The organism is Phenylobacterium sp. (assembly GCF_030680185.1).
In the GTDB taxonomy this organism is placed as follows: Bacteria; Pseudomonadota; Alphaproteobacteria; order Caulobacterales; family Caulobacteraceae; genus Phenylobacterium.
Genome location: NZ_JAUXVZ010000062.1, coordinates 111,260 through 126,912 on the forward strand (window position 1 = coordinate 111,260; position 15,653 = coordinate 126,912).

Below are 15,653 nucleotides of genomic sequence, written 5' to 3' on the forward strand. Positions count from 1 at the left end.
AGACATCGATGACGGATATCGCCTGGAAGACCCTTGAGCCCCGCCTGATGGAGCTTGGCCCCGACACCGGCGCGCCCGGCCCCTGGAAGGCCTGGCGGCTGACCCGGGACGAGGACGGGATCGACTGGCTGATCGCCGATCAGCCGGGCGCCAGCGCCAATACGGTGTCCGAAGAGGTCCTGGAAGAACTCGACCAGATCCTGGCCAAGGTGGAGCAGGACGCGCCCAAGGCCCTGGCGATCCGCTCGGCCAAGGCCGGCGGCTTCTTCGCCGGCGCCGATGTGAAGGCTTTCGTCGGCGCCCGCGACCCCGCCGAGGTGGAGCAGCGGATGACCCGCGCCCACGCCGTGGTCGACCGGCTGGCCAAGCTCAGCACCCCGACGGTCGCGGTCATCCATGGCTACGCCCTAGGCGGCGGCCTGGAGATCGCGCTAGCCTGCGACCACCGTATCCTGGTGGGCGATGGGGCGCGTCTGGGCTTTCCGGAGGTTCAGCTTGGCCTGCATCCGGGCCTTGGGGGCACGGCCCGCCTGCTGGATCTGATCGACCCGCTGGAAGCCATGCAGATGATGCTGACCGGCAAGGCCAAGCGTCCTGGCGAGGCCAAGGCCCTCGGCCTGGCCGACGCCGTGACCGAGGAGCGCCACGTGAAGGCGGCCGTCGCCGCTGTTGCCCGCGGCGAGTTCCGCTCATCCAAGCCCGGCCGCCTGGGCCGCCTGCGCCAGCAGGTCACCGAACGCGTCCTGCACGCCGACATTCCCCGCCGCGCTGCGGCCGATCGCATGCGCAGTCAGGCGGCCAAGCAGGCGCCGCCGCAGCACTATCCCGCGCCAGGCGCCCTGGTGGACCTCTGGGAGCGCCACGGCGATGACCTTAAGGCGATGCGCAAGGCCGAGATCGCCTCCTTCGCCCATCTCATGACCACCGACGCCGCCCAGAACCTGATCCGGGTCTTCTTCCTGCAGGAGAAGATGAAGCGGCTGGCCCAGGTGGAGGCCAAGGCGCCTCGCCATCTGCACGTCATCGGCGCCGGCGCCATGGGCGGCGACATCGCCGCCTGGGCCGCCTGGCACGGGATCAAGGTCACCCTGGCCGACCTCAAGCCGGAGATCATCGCCCAGGCCGTCGGCCGGGCTGCGACTCTCTATCCCAAGCTCGGGCACGACAGCGCCAAGACCCGCGACGCCCTGGACCGGCTGATCCCCGACCCCGACGGCCATGGGGTTCGCCATGCGGATCTGATCATCGAGGCGGCGCCTGAAAAGCTTGATCTCAAAAGGAAAATCTACGCCGATCTCGAGCCGCGCATGAAGCCCGGCGCGGTCCTGGCCACCAACACCTCATCGATCCGCCTGGAAGACCTTGCCGAGGGTCTGGCCCGGCCCGAGCGGCTGATCGGCATCCACTTCTTCAATCCGGTCTCGCGGATGCAGCTGGTGGAGATCGTCACCCATGACGGCGTGGCGGACGACACCCTGAACCTGGCCAAGGCCTTCCTGGGGGCCATCGATCGCCTGCCGGCGCCGGTGCGCAGCGCGCCCGGCTTCCTCGTGAACCGGGCGCTGACCCCCTACATGCTCGAAGCCATGGTGATGATGCAGGAGGGCGTCTCCCCCGAAACCATCGACGCCGCCGCCGAGGCTTTCGGCATGCCGGTGGGACCGGCCGAACTGGCCGATCAGGTGGGCCTGGATGTGGGCATCGCCGTCGCCGACAGCCTGAAGGCCGGCCTCGAAAAGCCCCTGCCCGTGCCGCCGGACACCCTGCGCGCCAAGGTCACGGCCGGCGACCTAGGTCGCAAGAGCGGCAAAGGCATCTACGCCTGGAAGGATGGCGAGCCGCAGAAGGCCAAGTCGTTCGCCAAGCCCACCCAGGAAATGACCGACCGCCTGATCCTGCCGATGATCGACGCCTGCCTGGAATGCCTGCGCAAGGGTGTGGTCGAGGACGAGGACATCGTCGACGGGGCCATGATCTTCGGCGCCGGCTTCGCCCCCTTCCGCGGCGGCCCGATCCACTATGCCCGTGAGGCGGGGGCGCAGGCCCTGAAGGCCCGCATGGAGGAACTGGCGGCCGCCCACGGCGAGCGCTTCCGTCCTGACCAGGGCTGGGATCGCCTGACGTGAGTGCGACAATGCTGCGGATGACGCAGGCCGACGCCGTCGCCAAGGCGATCATCGAACGCCTGGACGGCAAGGTGGTGCTGGGCCTGCCGCTCGGCCTGGGCAAGGCGAACCATATCGCCAATGCGCTCTATGCCCGCGCGGCGACCGATCGGTCGATCTCGCTGCGGATCTTCACCGCGCTGACCCTGACGCCGCCAGAGCCCGGCAGCCTGCTGGAAAAGCGGTTCATGGGACCGATCCTTGAGCGGACCCTGGGCGGCTATCCGGAGCTGGCCTACGCCCAGGCCCAGCGCCGCGGCGGCCTGCCGCCCAATATCGAGGTGGACGAGTTCTTCCTTCAGGCCGGGATGTGGCTGAACGATCCCGAGGTGCAGCAGAACTACATCAGCGCCAACTACACCCATGCCAGCCGCTATATCCTGGAGCGCGGCTGCAATGTGGTGGCCCAGCTTGTGGCCAAGGGCGAGGGCGCCGAGCGCTACAGCCTGTCCTGCAACACCGACCTGACGCTGGAACTGCTGAAGGCCAAGGCCGAGGGCCGCACCGACCTCATCCTGGTGGGTCAGGTCAATTCGCAACTGCCCTATATGCCGGGCGCCGCGGAGCTGCCGCCCGAGGCCTTCGCCATGATGCTGGAAAGCCCGGAGGTGGAATTCCCCCTGCCCGGTCCGCCCAAGCAGCCGGTCAGCCTGGCCCACTACGCCATGGGCTTCCATGTCGCGAGCCTGATCCCCGACGGCGGCACCCTGGAGATCGGCATCGGCTCCATGGGCCATGCTGTGGCCCACGCCCTGATCCTGCGTCACCGGCAGCCGGCCAGATTCGCCGAGATCCTCAAGGCCCTGGCCCCGCCGGACGACCCGCTGGAACGCCACACCGGCCCCTTCGAGGAAGGGATCTATGCGGCCACCGAGATGTTCGTGGACGCCTTCCTGGAGCTCTATCGCGCCGGCGTGCTGAAGCGCGAGGTGGACGGCGCAGTGCTGGATGCGGCCTTCTTCCTGGCGCCGCGGGACTTCTACGCCGCCCTGCGCGACATGCCCCTGGAGGAGCGCGCCAAGTTCCGCATGACCGATGTGGGCTTCGTCAACGAGCTCCATGGCGCCGACTTCGACAAGCGCGTCGCCGACCGCAAGGGCGCTCGGTTCGTCAATAACGCCATGATCGCCACCCTGCTCGGCGCTGTCGCGTCCGACGCCCTGGAGGACGGCCGCGTGGTGAGCGGCGTGGGCGGCCAGTACAATTTCGTAGCCCAGGCCTTCGCCCTGCCCGACGCCCGGTCGATCATGACCCTGCCGGCCAGCCGCCAGGCCAGCGACGGCCCTGAGTCCAACATCCGCTGGTCCTATGGCCACACCACCATTCCCCGCCACCTGCGCGACATGGTGGTGACCGAATACGGCGTCGCCGACCTGCGCGGCGCCCGGGACGCCGAGGTGATCGCCCGGATGCTAGAGGTGGCCGATGCGGGCTTCCATCAGACGCTGGCCGACCAGGCCAAGGCCGCGGGCAAGCTCGCGGCCGACCACAGGATCAGCGCCTTCGCCGCCGACAATACGGCCGGCGCGCTCTCTGAAAGGCTGGAGCCGTTCCGTAAGGCCGGCGACCTGCCGCCCTTCCCATTCGGCAGCGAGATGACCGAGGTGGAGCAAGGCCTGGCCCCCGTGCTGCAGAAGATCAAGGCCGCCGCGGCCTCCAAGGCCGATATCGCCGCCCTGGCATTGCGCGGCCTGGCGCCGGGCAAAAACCCGCCAGGGCTCGCCGAGGCGCTCGAACGCCTGGGTCTGTCAAAGCCCCGTAGCCTGGAGGAACGCCTCTATGCCCGGCTGGTCAGAGGCGCATTCGCCGAACGTTGATCTCGGAACGGCCCTGAGTTTGCACGGCCCGTGTCGAAACGTATCGGGACGGGACGGGCCATGTTCGACAAATCCAGCAAGACCATATCTCCGCGTCGGTCTGACAACGACCAGCTCCGGGTTCCGGCGCCGGCGCCTGTCGCCAAGCCTAAGCCTGCGTCGCTGATCGGCCTGGGCCTCTGTGTTCAGGGCGATATCGCCGGGGAGGCCGAGGTCCAGATCGACGGCCTTGTCCGGGGCGACATCCGCGTCGGCAAGCTCACCCTTGGGCCGCAGGGCCGGATCGAAGGCTCCGTGGTCGCCGTCATTGCGGAGATCCGCGGCCATGTGAAAGGGCCGATGAAGGCCCGTCAGGTCCGCCTCTATGGCACGGCGCATATAGAGGGCGATATCGCCCACGAGCAGCTGGCCATGGAGACCGGTGCGGTGTTCGAGGGCCGCAGCGTGCGCCTGCCCAAGTCCGGCGAGACTGAGCCCCAGGTCACGACGCCCCCGGCGGCCGTCATCCCCGCCTGAGCGTTCGCTAGGGCGGTCCGGCGGCGTCGGAGAGGTCTTCGGGAATGACCTCCCGGAAGGCCGTTCCGGCCATCCCGGCGGCGCGCCCGGCCTCGAACAAACGCCCCATGGACTGGGTGTCGAAGGCCAGGCTGTCGGCGCCCAACTCCGTCGGGATGGCGGCGTAGCGCAAGGTGGCCCCATTGCGCTCGGCGAAGGCGACGCTGGCCAGCAGGTGCGCCCGAAGATCGGCCTTGGACATGGTGTCGAAGCTGCGCATCAGAATGGGCAGGGTCGCGCCCTTGGTGATCGTCCGGCGGGCGTCGATCTCGCCATTGATGATCACATAGAGATCCGCCGGCGCCAGGGCGCCCTTGGGCTCCCAGAAGGACATGGTCGCCGGCGCCAGGACGAAGGGCGTGGTCACCCCGCCGTCCACATGCATCTCGGCCAGTTCATCATGGCCGCCGGGATCCATCATCACCGGCGGAAAGACCCCGGGAATGCTGGCCGAGGCGACCATCACATTGCGAAACAGGGCCAGGGCGGCCGGCGCCTGTCCCGGCGCCTGTCCGGCCAGGGCGATGGCTCCCATGTCCCAGATCACCTCTTCCTGAGCGTCGAGATTGGTGGTCGCCACCAGCAGGCGCCGGCCGGCCCGATGCTCGACCGCAATGGCCCTCAGCAGGGGACTGTCGACATACTTGCCCACCAGGGCGCGGAGCGAGCGGTCGCTATAGAGGCTGGGTCGGCGGAGCAGGCCCCACTGGCCCTCGGTCAGACGGGCTGCGTCCGGGTCGGTATAGGCCGCGGTCAGCTGTTGGTCCCAGTCCGGACCGAGATAGGCGAAGGGGGCCATCAGGGCTCCCGTGCTGACGCCTGTGACGATGTCGAAGACCGGCCGGGTCCCCGCCTCGGTCCAGCCCACCAGGAGGCCGGCTCCAAAGGCGCCGTTGGCCCCGCCGCCAGACACCGCCAGAACCGTCACCCCTTCGTCAGCCTGAGCATTGCGCTGGCCACGCCAGCTTTCCAGGAAGGCCTTGCTGCCGACATCGTCGGTGGCGATGAAGCGGAAGGCGTCCAAGGGCGTCGGCGCAGGCGCGGCGGAAAGCTCGACCAGATCGGCGCTGGGGCGGGAGATCGAACCGCATGCCACGAGCCCAAGGGTGGCGGCCAGGATCATCCAGAAGGCGGCCTTGCGCGGTCTCATGACGGCTCCCTGAGGTTTGCGCACCGCCCTCATCCCTGGCTTACGACACGCCGTCTGTCGAGGCCGGTCTGGCGGCGATCGCACATCGCTGCGCCAGGCGCCTGGCCAGGAAGCTCGCCACCACCTCCACCCGCGCCGGTCGTGGGCCCCCTGGCGGCATGACCAGATGCAGCGCCACCGGCGGCGGACTCCAGCCCTCGAGCACCACCTCCAGCCGACCGGCCGCCAGACAGTCTCGGACAATGAAGTCGGGCTGGACCGCAAGTCCAAGGCCCGCCTCCAGCGCCGGCAACAGGGCGTCGGCATTGTTGGCGCGCAGAGGTCCGCTGGGACGCACCGCCACCTCTTCGCCGGCCGCATTGACGAAGCGCCATGTTTCCGGTGTCGGCAGATAGGCATAGCCAAGGCAGGCATGCTCGGCCAGGTGGCTGGGATGGGTCGGGCGGCCGTGGCGGGCGAGGTAGCCCGGCGCCGCCACCACATGGCGATGCACCGGACCGATCCGTCGCGCGATGAGCGAGGAGTCCGGCAGGCTGGCGATCCGCAGGGCCATGTCGAAGCCCATCCCGACTAGGTCGATGGCCTCGTCGCTCATATGCAGGTCGATGGCGACGTCCGGATAGGCCGCCAGAACCTCGGGCAGCAGGGGCGCAAGCTCGATCAGGCCAAACGACATCGGCGCGGCCAGGCGCACGAGGCCGCGGGGCTGGGAGGACTGGGCCAGGATCTCGTCCTCGGCCGCCTCCCCGTCCGCCAGCAGCTGGCGGGCGCGGTCGGCCAGACGCGCGCCGCTCTCGGTCAGGGCCAGGCGGCGCGAGGTGCGGTTGAACAGCCGCGCGCCCAGCCGCGTCTCCAGCCGGGTGACCGCCTTGGAGACCGTGGCCTTTGAGAGCTTGAGCTCGGCGGCGGCCGCCGAGAAGGAGCGCATCTCCACCACCTTGGCGAAGATGGCCATGGCCTCGAGATCGGGGAGCGATGTCATTTTTAGAAACGATACTTTTCGATAGTTTCTATTTCTAATCCGATCATGAGGCCTATCTTGTCCTCAAGCAATGGCGCCGACGACGGCGCGGGCAAGCAAGGCGCCGACGACGGCGCGGAGGTTTGAGAGATGATTGAGCGCAGAGGGTTTTCCGAACTGGGCGGCGCCGACCACGGTTGGCTGAAGGCCCGCCACCACTTCTCCTTCGCCAACTACTACGACCCCAAGCGTATGGGCTGGGGTCCGATCCGGGTGTGGAATGATGACGAGATCGCGCCGAACTCGGGCTTTCCGCCCCACCCCCATGCGGACATGGAGATCATCACCTATGTCCGCGACGGGGCGATCACCCACCAGGACAGCCTGGGCAACAAGGGCCGCACCGAAGCCGGCGACGTCCAGGTGATGAGCGCTGGCTCGGGCATCCGCCACGCGGAATACAACCTGGAGAGCGACACCACCCGCATCTTCCAGATCTGGATCGAGCCGGCCCGCACCGGCGGCGCGCCCGCCTGGGGCGCCAAGCCCTTCCCCAAGGGTGATCGCTCGGGCCGCTTCGTGACCCTGGCCAGCGGCTTCGACGATGACGCCGACGCCCTGCCCATCCGCACGCCGGCCCGGGTGCTGGGGGCGACCCTGAAGGCCGGTGAGACCACCGAGCACGTCCTGGACGCCGCGCGCCACGCCTATCTGGTGCCCGCCAAGGGTCGGGTCGAGGTCAATGGCGTGACCCTCGAGGCCCGCGACGGCGCGGCCATCACCGGTGAGACGTCCCTGACCATCACCGCCCTCGAAGACTCCGAACTCGTCCTGGTGGACGCGGCCTGAGGGCCGCGTCCCCTCCCCCCATTTCCAAGCTGCAGGAGAGCCACATGACCAAGGTTCTGGTCCTTTACTATTCGGCCTATGGCCACATCGAAACCATGGCCCAGGCCGTGGCCGAAGGCGCCCGCGAGGTCGGCGTCCAGGTGGACATCAAGCGGGTCCCCGACCTGGTGCCCGAAGAGGTCGCCAAGGCGGCCCATTACAAGATGGATCAGGCCGCGCCGGTGGCCTCGATCCAGGACCTGGCCGACTATGACGCCATCATTGTCGGCGTCGGCACGCGCTTTGGCCGCATGGCCTCTCAGATGGCCAACTTCCTCGACCAGGCCGGCGGCCTGTGGGCCAGCGGCGCCCTGAACGGCAAGGTGGGCGGCGCCTTCACCGCCACGGCCACCCAGCACGGCGGTCAGGAGACGACGTTGTTCTCGCTGATCACCAACCTGATGCATTTCGGCCTGGTGGTGGTCGGCATGGACTACGGCTATCAGGCCCAGATGCGCCTGGACGAAGTGACCGGCGGCAGCCCCTATGGCGCCACCACCATCACCGGCGGCGATGGATCGCGCCAGCCCAGCCAGACCGAGCTGGACGGCGCCCGCTACCAGGGCCGCCGCATCGCCGAAGTCGCCAAGAAGCTGCACGGCTAGGTTGGTCTGCGCACTTGTCCCCTCGGGATGAGTGCGCCCCCCGCCCCTGTCTAGCCAACAAGTCCTGGCGCTAACATCGAGACATCACCAAACCCACGAATGGATGACACCAGCTTAGCCTAGTGGAGGCTCCCGTCCGCTGATCACAGCAACAAAGGGGGACGGACCCATGTCATCCAACCATCTGCGCCAGACCGCGCGCACCGCCGGCGCTCGCAAGCGCCGCGCTCTGCTGGCCGTCTCGGCCTCTCTGCCCATCCTGGCCGCCGCCGCGGCGCCCGCCTTCGCCCAAAACGCCCAGGACGCCGAAGTCTCGGAGCTGGTGGTCACCGCCACCCCGATCCGCGAGTCCATCGAAGCCTCGCTGGAAATCCAGAAGGCCGCCGACAACATCGTCAACGTCATCGCATCCGACACGATCGGTCGCTTCCCCGACGCCACCGCGGCCGGCGCGCTCGCCCGCCTCCCCGGCGTCGGCGTGCAGCGCGACCAGGGCCAGGAGCGCTACATCCAGATCCGCGGCGCCCCGACCCGCTGGACCACCATGGCGCTGGACGGCGTCAACCTGATCGGCGCCGAAGACCGCATCTTCCGCTTCGACTCCGTGCCGGCGGCCCAGATCAGCCAGGTCGTGCTGAACAAGACCCTGCTGCCGAACATGCCCGCCGAGGCCCTGGCCGGCCGGGTGAACATCGAGACCTTCTCGCCGCTCTCGCTCCCCGGTTTTCATGGCTCGTTTGACGCCGGCGGCGGCTTTGTCGACATGGGCGACGGTCCGGTGAAGCAGTATTCCGGCCGCCTCTCCTGGTCCAACGGGACCTGGGGCGCCAGCCTGATCGGCTCGCACTATTCCTTCGAACAGCACACCGACAACGACGAGCCGCGCTTCGACGCGACCGGCCTGGCCTCGATCCGCTACACCAAGTACGTCATCGAGCGTCAGACGCAGTCCTATTCGGCCAAGATCGAATACTCGCCCAATGACGATCACTACATTTCGCTGACTCACCTCAACACCGAGTTCAACGATTTCGAAGAGCGCAACTGGTACCGGTTCAACTATGCCGGCGCGTTCTCCGGCACGCGGAACTTCGAGACGGCCGACCTGGTCGGCGTGCCGATGGACGCGTCGTTCGCCTATGGCATCTATTCCAACGGCGTGACCTTCAACGTCCTGCATGGCGACCATCGCATCCGCGACTGGGACTTCAACTGGGACGTCGCCTACGCCACGACCGAGTTCAACACCTTCTACCCCTCGGTGACCCAGCAGACCTCCACCGCCTTCACCCGGCCGACCGCCGCCAACGCCGCGCTGCTGCCGTCCATGCAGGTGCAGGTGAACGCCGTGTCGGGCGGCATCCCGTTCCACACCCTCTATGACACCGTCCTGGTGAACGGCGTGCCGACCCGCGGCCCGCAACGGACCTCGCTGAACCAGCTGTCGCTGAGCGAGTCTTTCGCCTCGGAATCGACCGCGCGTCTCGAAACCGAAGCCGTCACCCTCAAGTTTGACGGTCGCCGTGACTGGGACAGCTTCGGCGCCCAGGCCACCTTCAGCGCCGGCTTCCAGTACGACGACCGTTCCCAGGAGAACGACCTCACCGCCCTGGTCCGGGCCGACGGCACGGTGGTCAGCAACAATCGCAGCGGCTTCCCCCTGGAAACCTCGGCCGCCCAGCTGGGCATGGTCTGGGACATGGATAAGTTCTTCGGGTCGACCGTGTGGGACCAGGACATGAACCGCGGCTTCACCGCGGTGCATATCGACACCCGCGCCATGACCAACCAGTTGCTGGCCCTGATGGACGCCGCCCGGGCGGCCAACAACGCCGGCACCGGCAACTACGCCGTCTATGACATCGACCGGCGCGCCTCCAACACCGTCGATGAGAAGGTCGCATCCGCCTATGCGATGAACCGTTGGAAGTGGGATCGCCACACCCTGACCGGCGGCGTCCGGGTGGAGCGCACCGAGATCAGCTCGCAGGGCCTGGCCAATGCGAACGGGACCCTCGTGCCCCTCGCCTTCGACTCCGAAGAAACCAACGTCTTCCCAAGCCTGCACTATGGCTTCGACTACTCCGACACCCTGAAGCTCCGGGCCGCCTTCATCACCGGTTCGGCGCGTCCGAGCCTGGAAGACATGCGCGCCACCGTCTCGGTCAACGACACCAGCGAGACGATCACCGGCGGCAATCCCTTCGTCACGCCTGAAAAGGCCTATGGCGTCGACCTCTCGGCCGAGTGGTACTTCGCGCCGGCCTCGCTCCTGGCGGTCAGCTTCTTCCATCGCGAAGTCGACAACGTGCTCTTTGACTCGACGCAAATCGTCGGCGACGACAGCTACAACTTCGGCGGCGTGGATCGCAGCGACTACACCCTGTCCACGATCGTGAACGGCGACAGTGGCCATCTGAGCGGCCTGGAGTTCGTCTACACCCAGCCCTGGACCTTCCTGCCCGGTTGGATGTCGGGCTTCGGCTTCCAGGGCAGCGTGTCCTTCACCAAGGGCGAGTTCGAAACCCCCGATGGTCAGACCGTCGAGTTCCCCGGCACGTCCGACCGGATTACCGGTGCGACCCTGTTCTACGAGAAGTACGGCCTGTCTTCCCGCCTGACCTGGCAGCACCGCACCGACTGGCTGGACGAAGTCTTCCCCTCGGGTTCGGCGGCCAACTCCAATCTCTACTGGGATGCGACCCAGCGCCTGGACCTCTCCGTGCGCTATCAGGTCAACGACACCTTCTCGATCTTCATGGACGCCAACAACCTGACCAACGAGCAGGGCGTTCGCTACCAGGGCATCGAAGAGCGCCCCTACGAAGTCGAAGGCTTCGGCCGCAAGTACCTCGTGGGCTTCCGCGCCTCGTTCTAATCCCCTGTCCAGGGTGGGCCGCCTCGCCGCGGCCCACCGTCAGGCATACGTCTCCAGGCGTCCCGGTCATCTCCGGGACGCCTTTTTCTTTGGGTGGAGGATCCGAGCGCTTCAGGCGCGTTGGAGATCGACGACGATCGCGGCGTGGTCGCTGGGAAACCAGCCCTCGGCGTCCGGCTGATCCAGGCCGCGAAAGCGAAGGACGATCCGCCAGGGTCCGGCGTCAACCAGCACGGCGTGATCGATGGCCGGCGCAGCGTGTCGCGCCGACCCGGCGCGCTCGCCCTGCAGGGTGGGCGGCGCAGACGGATCGAGGCCAGCCGCCACCGCCGCCAGTTCAGGCGCCGTAGCCGGCGCGTTGAAATCGCCCACGACCAACAGGCCTGAGCCCGGCGATGTCGCCGCGGCCAGGGCGGCGGCCAGTTGTCGGCCGCGCAGGTCGGCGGCGTCCGGCCCGCGAAGATGGGTGAGATGCAGGTTCAGGATGCGCAGGTCCGGCGCAGCCTGGATCCACTGGGCGATACGTTCGCCATCGGCCGGATCGGACGGCAGCGCGATGCGGCCCCGCGCCTGCGGCGACCCGCGCGACAGAATGGCCAGGCCCGACACGCTGTCCAGCGACTGGCCAGCGTGGAGGCGCACCTTGCGCCGCGCCGCCTCAACGCTGACGGCCAGGCCCAGCGCGTCGCCCAGGAAGGCGGCGGTGTCGAAACCCTCGGCCTGGAAGGCCTCCTGCAGGCAAACGACGTCAGGCGCCAGCTCGCCCAGGGCCTGCGCCATCAGGACGAGCCGGCGATCGTAGCGGCCCTCATTCTTCCAGGTGTTGAGGGTGACGATCCGCATGGCGCAGAGCTCAGGCCGCCCGTGCGCCCTGGGTCCAGACCCCGCGCACCAGCGGCAGGTCGCCCGCCAGCCGCACCCGCAGCAGGTCGGCCCGGCGGCCAGGCGCGATCTCGCCTCGATCATCCAGCCCCACGGCCCGCGCCGGTCCGGCGGTCACCAGAGCGACAGCCTGGGCCAGGCTCCAGTTGAACGGCGCGCGGGTCATGGCGAAGGCGCACTCCACCAGGCTGCGGGGCACATAGTCCGAGGCGAAGGCGTCGAGCAGTTCGGCCTGGGCAAGCTCGGCCGCCGGCACATTGCCGGAATAGGAGCCGCCGCGGATCAGGTTCGGGCCGCCCATGACCACCACCATGCCGCGTTCGCGGGCCCGGCGGGCGGCCTCGGCCGTGACGGGGAATTCGGCCACGGTCGCGCCGAGATCGGCGGCTTCGTCCACATGCGCAAGGCTCTCGTCGTCATGGCTGGCCAGGGGCGTGTTGCGGCTCTTGGCCATCTGCGCCACGTGGGTGCGGTTACCCTCGGCGTTGCGGGCCTGACGGTCGCGGACCTGGGCCAGCCGGTCCAGGGCGGCCGCCTCGCTCATGCCGTTGGCCTGCCAGTTGGCCAGGTGCTTCTCCAGATTGCGGTACTGCCGCTGGCCCGGCGTGTGGTCCATCAGTGAGAACATGGCGGTCATCGGGTGGTCGGCCATAACCTCCAGGCGCGAGCGAAGATCATCGGCGGTGGTCTCGCAGCGCCAATGGATCTTGTGATCGGCCCGCAGCATCCCCTGGTCCTGGGCGTCGTGCAGCCCATCGACCAGCCGACGCAGGTTGTCGGTGCTGCGCGCCGCCGAGGCGTTGAAGGAGCCCAGCGTCAGGGAATTGAGGATGGTGGTCACCCCCACTGAGAGGCAGCAGCCATCGTGGGTCACCGCCGCCGAAACCGGGTTCCAGTCGATGTTGGGCCGGGGGAAATAGTGCTTCTCCAGGCTGTCGGTATGCAGGTCCACGACCCCGGGCATCAGGACGTCGCCCTCGAAGTCCTCCCCGACCGCGCTGCCCCCCCGGCTCACTTCGGCGATCACGCCATCGCGCACCAGAACCGATCCGATGAAGTCCTCGTCGCCCGTCACCACGCGCGCGTTTCGAAACGCCAGTTCCACGCTCTTCTCCTGGAAAAATATAAGAAAACTCAGTCCCGCTCGGGGTCCTGGAAGACGATCTCGATCTCTGCGGTGGAGCGGGACTCGCCGAACTCCAGCGGGCGACCCAGGCCATCGACATTGAGATATCGGCGGATCAGCAGCGGCACATGGCGGGGCACATGCAGTTGCTCGGCCTCCTGCGGGGTCGGCAGCCGCGCCGAGATGGCGGTCCTACGCCGCGTATAGTCGGGCACGCCGCTATCGCGCAGGGTCTGGGTGATGGTGCCGCGCGCCTTGTACATCTCGATAAAGGTCGGGAACCGTTCGAAGCTGAAGTGGTGGAGGCCAAGGGCGGTGGGCTCGCCGTCCACGAAGCGCAGCCGCTCCATGAAGATCACCGGCGCGCCGATCTTGACGCCCAGGGCCTCGGCCACGGCGCTGATCGCCGGGCGAACCTCAAGCTTGAGAATCTGAGTCGTGGGCTCGGCCCCGCTGCGCAGCACCGCTTCGGTGAAGCGCGGCCGCTTCTGCAGGCGGGCCGGCCGCGAAGGGCGACGTACGAAGCTGCCGCGTCCCTGCGTGGACTCCACGATGCCCTTTTCCTGCAGATCGGAGAGGGCCCGGCGTACCGTATGGCGGTTGACCATGAACTGGCGCGAAAGCTCGTGTTCGGTGGGCAGTTTGTCGCCCGGGGTCAGTTCACGCGATCGTATCTGCCGCTCCAGCGACTGGGCGATCTCTCGCCACAACGGCATTGCACCTGACATTCCATCACCTCGTGATCAGTCTACGTCGGATGTCCTAGACAAGTTTTACTACTGTAAAATAACTTTCATACTTGGCTTGTTGTCGCCAATTCGGCTTTCGAATACCCAATGCATAGGACGAATACAACATTTTACTTACTTGTCGAGGTGAGACATGCCGGCTGAACCGGTCAACGAGACGGCGAACGACGAGCGCCGCAATTGGTTGTCCATCCTGGCCAAGGCGCAGCCGGCCGAGGTGAGCGCCGCCTGGGACACCCTGTCGCAGCCCCCGGCCTATTCGGCGCTCCGCGCGCCGGAGACCGGCCTGGTTCTGGTGCGGGGCCGCATGGGCGGCGCCGGCGACGCCTTCAACATGGGTGAGATGACCGTCACCCGTGCGGCGGTGCGTCTGGAGAGCGGCGAGACCGGCATCGGCTACGTCGCCGGCCGCGATCGCCGCCACGCCGAACTGGCCGCGGCCGTCGACGCCATGATGCAGGCCCCGGCGCTTCGCCCGACGGTCGAGGGCGCCGTGGTCGCCAAGCTGGCCCGCGCCCAGGCCGAGCGGCGCGACACCGCCGCCCGCAAGGCCGCCGCCACCAAGGTCGACTTCTTCACCATGGTTCGCACCCGAGGCCCCCAATGAGCGTCGCCACCCTCGATCTCAGCCGCATCGCCCCGGCCTTCGCCGATCCGGTTCGTGAGAGCCAGGCGGTGTTCCGCGAGGTCATGGAATCCGTGGCCCGCCCCGGCCGCATCACCCGCTTCGACCGCGCGCCCCAGGCTCCGACCGGGCTCAGCAAGGCCGCCGGCGCCGTGGCCCTGACCCTGTTCGACTTCGAGACCCTGGTCTGGCTCGACCCGGCGCTCGCCGAGTCAGAGGCCGAAGCCTGGCTCCGCTTCCACTGCGGCTGCCCGCTGACCACCGACGCTCAGAGCGCGGCCTTCGCCATCGTCACCGACATGGCCAAGGCCCCGAACCTGGCGGCTTTCAACCAGGGCGACGCCAAGTACCCCGACCGCTCCACCACGGTGATCCTGCAGGTTCCGTCCCTCGAGGGCGGCCCGACGGTGACCCTCAGCGGCCCGGGCATCCAGACCACCACCGACATCGCGCCCCAGGGCCTGCCCCAGGACTTCTGGACGCAGATCGAGACCAACCAGGCGCAATTCCAGTTCGGCGTCGACGTTCTGCTGGTCTCCGGCGATCAGCTGCTCGCCCTGCCGCGCACCACAACCGCTCAGATCAAGGGAGGCTGACATGGCCTATGTTTCCGTCAAAGGCGGCGAGAAGGCGATCACCCACGCGCACCAGTGGCTGGCCGAGGATCGCCGTGGCGACCCGACCGTCGGCGAGCTGGAAGTCGCGCAGGTTCGCGAACAGCTATCGCTGGCCGTCGACCGGGTGATGAGCGAAGGCTCGTGCTACGACCGCGACCTGGCTGCGCTTGCGGTCAAGCAGGCCAGGGGCGACCTGCCCGAGGCCATCTTCCTGCTACGGGCCTATCGCACCACCCTGCCCCGCTTCGGCGCCTCCCTGCCCGTGGAGACCGAAGCCATGGCGGTGCGCCGCCGCGTCTCGGCCGCCTTCAAGGACATCCCCGGCGGTCAGGTGCTTGGCCCCACCTTCGACTACACCCACCGCCTGCTCGACTTCGCCCTGGCGGCGGAAGGCGGCGTGGCGCCTGAGCCCGCGCCCCAGGCCGAAGAGCCCCAGGCCTATCCCATGCCCAACATCGCCTCGGTGTTCCGCCATGAGGATCTGCTGGAGCACGACACCCGCGCCGACGAGCCGGCCGAGCCCTACGACCTGACCCGCCAGCCGATGAAGTTCCCCGCCGATCGCGACCAGCGCCTGCAGGCCCTGGCCCGTGGCGACGAGGGCTTCCTGCTCAGCCTGGCCTATTCCTCGCAGC

At 68.2% G+C, this 15,653-nt stretch carries 14 protein-coding genes; 9 read left to right on the forward strand and 5 right to left on the reverse strand.

The window, feature by feature from the left end:
- Positions 1 to 8: 8 nt before the first annotated feature.
- The 3 genes from Q8L83_RS17410 to Q8L83_RS17420 are packed head-to-tail and all read left to right on the forward strand — an operon-like array spanning position 9 to position 4,498.
- Positions 9 to 2,126: a 3-hydroxyacyl-CoA dehydrogenase NAD-binding domain-containing protein gene (locus Q8L83_RS17410; RefSeq protein ID WP_305289221.1), complete on the forward strand. Its 2,118-nt coding sequence runs from the start codon at positions 9 to 11 to the stop codon at positions 2,124 to 2,126.
- 8 nt (positions 2,127 to 2,134) lie between these two features.
- The gene (locus tag Q8L83_RS17415) at positions 2,135 to 3,982 is read left to right on the forward strand and encodes an acetyl-CoA hydrolase/transferase C-terminal domain-containing protein (RefSeq protein ID WP_305289223.1); all 1,848 of its coding nucleotides are present in this window, start codon (positions 2,135 to 2,137) and stop codon (positions 3,980 to 3,982) included.
- A 60-nt stretch (positions 3,983 to 4,042) separates the two neighbouring features.
- Complete coding sequence (locus Q8L83_RS17420; RefSeq protein WP_305289225.1) at positions 4,043 to 4,498, forward strand: polymer-forming cytoskeletal protein; 456 nt, start codon at positions 4,043 to 4,045, stop codon at positions 4,496 to 4,498.
- Between the two features lie 7 nt (positions 4,499 to 4,505).
- Here Q8L83_RS17420 and Q8L83_RS17425 read toward each other — a convergent pair whose 3' ends face one another.
- Both Q8L83_RS17425 and Q8L83_RS17430 read right to left on the reverse strand, forming a co-directional pair.
- On the reverse strand, positions 4,506 to 5,687 hold the full coding sequence (locus Q8L83_RS17425) for a patatin-like phospholipase family protein (protein WP_305289227.1): 1,182 nt from the start codon (positions 5,685 to 5,687) through the stop codon (positions 4,506 to 4,508).
- 40 nt (positions 5,688 to 5,727) lie between these two features.
- A complete protein-coding gene (locus tag Q8L83_RS17430) occupies positions 5,728 to 6,669 on the reverse strand; it encodes a LysR family transcriptional regulator (protein WP_305289229.1) in 942 nt (313 codons plus the stop codon).
- 129 nt (positions 6,670 to 6,798) lie between these two features.
- Here Q8L83_RS17430 and Q8L83_RS17435 point away from each other — a divergent pair, with 129 nt between their 5' ends.
- From Q8L83_RS17435 to Q8L83_RS17445, 3 genes are all read left to right on the forward strand, one after another.
- Positions 6,799 to 7,497 carry a pirin family protein gene (locus tag Q8L83_RS17435; RefSeq protein WP_305289231.1) on the forward strand — a complete coding sequence of 233 codons (699 nt, stop codon included), beginning with the start codon at positions 6,799 to 6,801 and terminating at the stop codon, positions 7,495 to 7,497.
- Positions 7,498 to 7,541: 44 nt separating this feature from the next.
- Positions 7,542 to 8,141 carry an NAD(P)H:quinone oxidoreductase gene (wrbA, locus tag Q8L83_RS17440; protein WP_305289233.1) on the forward strand — a complete coding sequence of 200 codons (600 nt, stop codon included), beginning with the start codon at positions 7,542 to 7,544 and terminating at the stop codon, positions 8,139 to 8,141.
- Positions 8,142 to 8,310: 169 nt separating this feature from the next.
- Positions 8,311 to 11,019 carry a TonB-dependent receptor gene (locus Q8L83_RS17445; RefSeq protein WP_305289234.1) on the forward strand — a complete coding sequence of 903 codons (2,709 nt, stop codon included), beginning with the start codon at positions 8,311 to 8,313 and terminating at the stop codon, positions 11,017 to 11,019.
- Positions 11,020 to 11,130: 111 nt separating this feature from the next.
- Here the strand turns inward: Q8L83_RS17445 and Q8L83_RS17450 are convergent, their stop codons facing one another.
- The 3 genes from Q8L83_RS17450 to phnF are packed head-to-tail and all read right to left on the reverse strand — an operon-like array spanning position 11,131 to position 13,743.
- The gene (locus Q8L83_RS17450; protein ID WP_305289236.1) at positions 11,131 to 11,862 is read right to left on the reverse strand and encodes an endonuclease/exonuclease/phosphatase family protein; all 732 of its coding nucleotides are present in this window, start codon (positions 11,860 to 11,862) and stop codon (positions 11,131 to 11,133) included.
- Positions 11,863 to 11,872: 10 nt separating this feature from the next.
- Positions 11,873 to 13,006 carry an alpha-D-ribose 1-methylphosphonate 5-triphosphate diphosphatase gene (locus tag Q8L83_RS17455; RefSeq protein WP_305289238.1) on the reverse strand — a complete coding sequence of 378 codons (1,134 nt, stop codon included), beginning with the start codon at positions 13,004 to 13,006 and terminating at the stop codon, positions 11,873 to 11,875.
- A 29-nt stretch (positions 13,007 to 13,035) separates the two neighbouring features.
- Complete coding sequence (gene phnF / locus Q8L83_RS17460) at positions 13,036 to 13,743, reverse strand: phosphonate metabolism transcriptional regulator PhnF (RefSeq protein ID WP_305289239.1); 708 nt, start codon at positions 13,741 to 13,743, stop codon at positions 13,036 to 13,038.
- Positions 13,744 to 13,909: 166 nt separating this feature from the next.
- On the opposite strand from phnF, the gene phnG reads away from it, so the two are divergent.
- The 3 genes from phnG to Q8L83_RS17475 form a co-directional block, all read left to right on the forward strand.
- Entirely contained in the window at positions 13,910 to 14,383 is a 474-nt protein-coding gene (gene phnG, locus Q8L83_RS17465; protein ID WP_305289240.1) for a phosphonate C-P lyase system protein PhnG, read from the forward strand.
- Positions 14,380 to 14,997: a phosphonate C-P lyase system protein PhnH gene (gene phnH, locus Q8L83_RS17470; RefSeq protein WP_305289242.1), complete on the forward strand. Its 618-nt coding sequence runs from the start codon at positions 14,380 to 14,382 to the stop codon at positions 14,995 to 14,997. The genes phnG and phnH overlap by 4 nt, the downstream gene beginning before the upstream one ends.
- Position 14,998: 1 nt before the next feature.
- Positions 14,999 to 15,653 (forward strand): carbon-phosphorus lyase complex subunit PhnI (locus Q8L83_RS17475; protein WP_305289243.1); only part of this gene is annotated, 655 nt, incomplete at its 3' end.

Bases quoted from the DNA above. Each gene is read 5' to 3' on its own strand.
- Q8L83_RS17410 (WP_305289221.1), top strand. From the start codon at position 9: ATGACGGATATCGCCTGGAAGACCCTTGAGCCCCGCCTGATGGAGCTT.
- Q8L83_RS17415 (WP_305289223.1), top strand. From the start codon at position 2,135: ATGCTGCGGATGACGCAGGCCGACGCCGTCGCCAAGGCGATCATCGAA.
- Q8L83_RS17420 (WP_305289225.1), top strand. From the start codon at position 4,043: ATGTTCGACAAATCCAGCAAGACCATATCTCCGCGTCGGTCTGACAAC.
- Q8L83_RS17425 (WP_305289227.1), bottom strand. From the start codon at position 5,687: ATGAGACCGCGCAAGGCCGCCTTCTGGATGATCCTGGCCGCCACCCTT.
- Q8L83_RS17430 (WP_305289229.1), bottom strand. From the start codon at position 6,669: ATGACATCGCTCCCCGATCTCGAGGCCATGGCCATCTTCGCCAAGGTG.
- Q8L83_RS17435 (WP_305289231.1), top strand. From the start codon at position 6,799: ATGATTGAGCGCAGAGGGTTTTCCGAACTGGGCGGCGCCGACCACGGT.
- wrbA (WP_305289233.1), top strand. From the start codon at position 7,542: ATGACCAAGGTTCTGGTCCTTTACTATTCGGCCTATGGCCACATCGAA.
- Q8L83_RS17445 (WP_305289234.1), top strand. From the start codon at position 8,311: ATGTCATCCAACCATCTGCGCCAGACCGCGCGCACCGCCGGCGCTCGC.
- Q8L83_RS17450 (WP_305289236.1), bottom strand. From the start codon at position 11,862: ATGCGGATCGTCACCCTCAACACCTGGAAGAATGAGGGCCGCTACGAT.
- phnF (WP_305289239.1), bottom strand. From the start codon at position 13,743: ATGCCGTTGTGGCGAGAGATCGCCCAGTCGCTGGAGCGGCAGATACGA.
- phnG (WP_305289240.1), top strand. From the start codon at position 13,910: ATGCCGGCTGAACCGGTCAACGAGACGGCGAACGACGAGCGCCGCAAT.
- phnH (WP_305289242.1), top strand. From the start codon at position 14,380: ATGAGCGTCGCCACCCTCGATCTCAGCCGCATCGCCCCGGCCTTCGCC.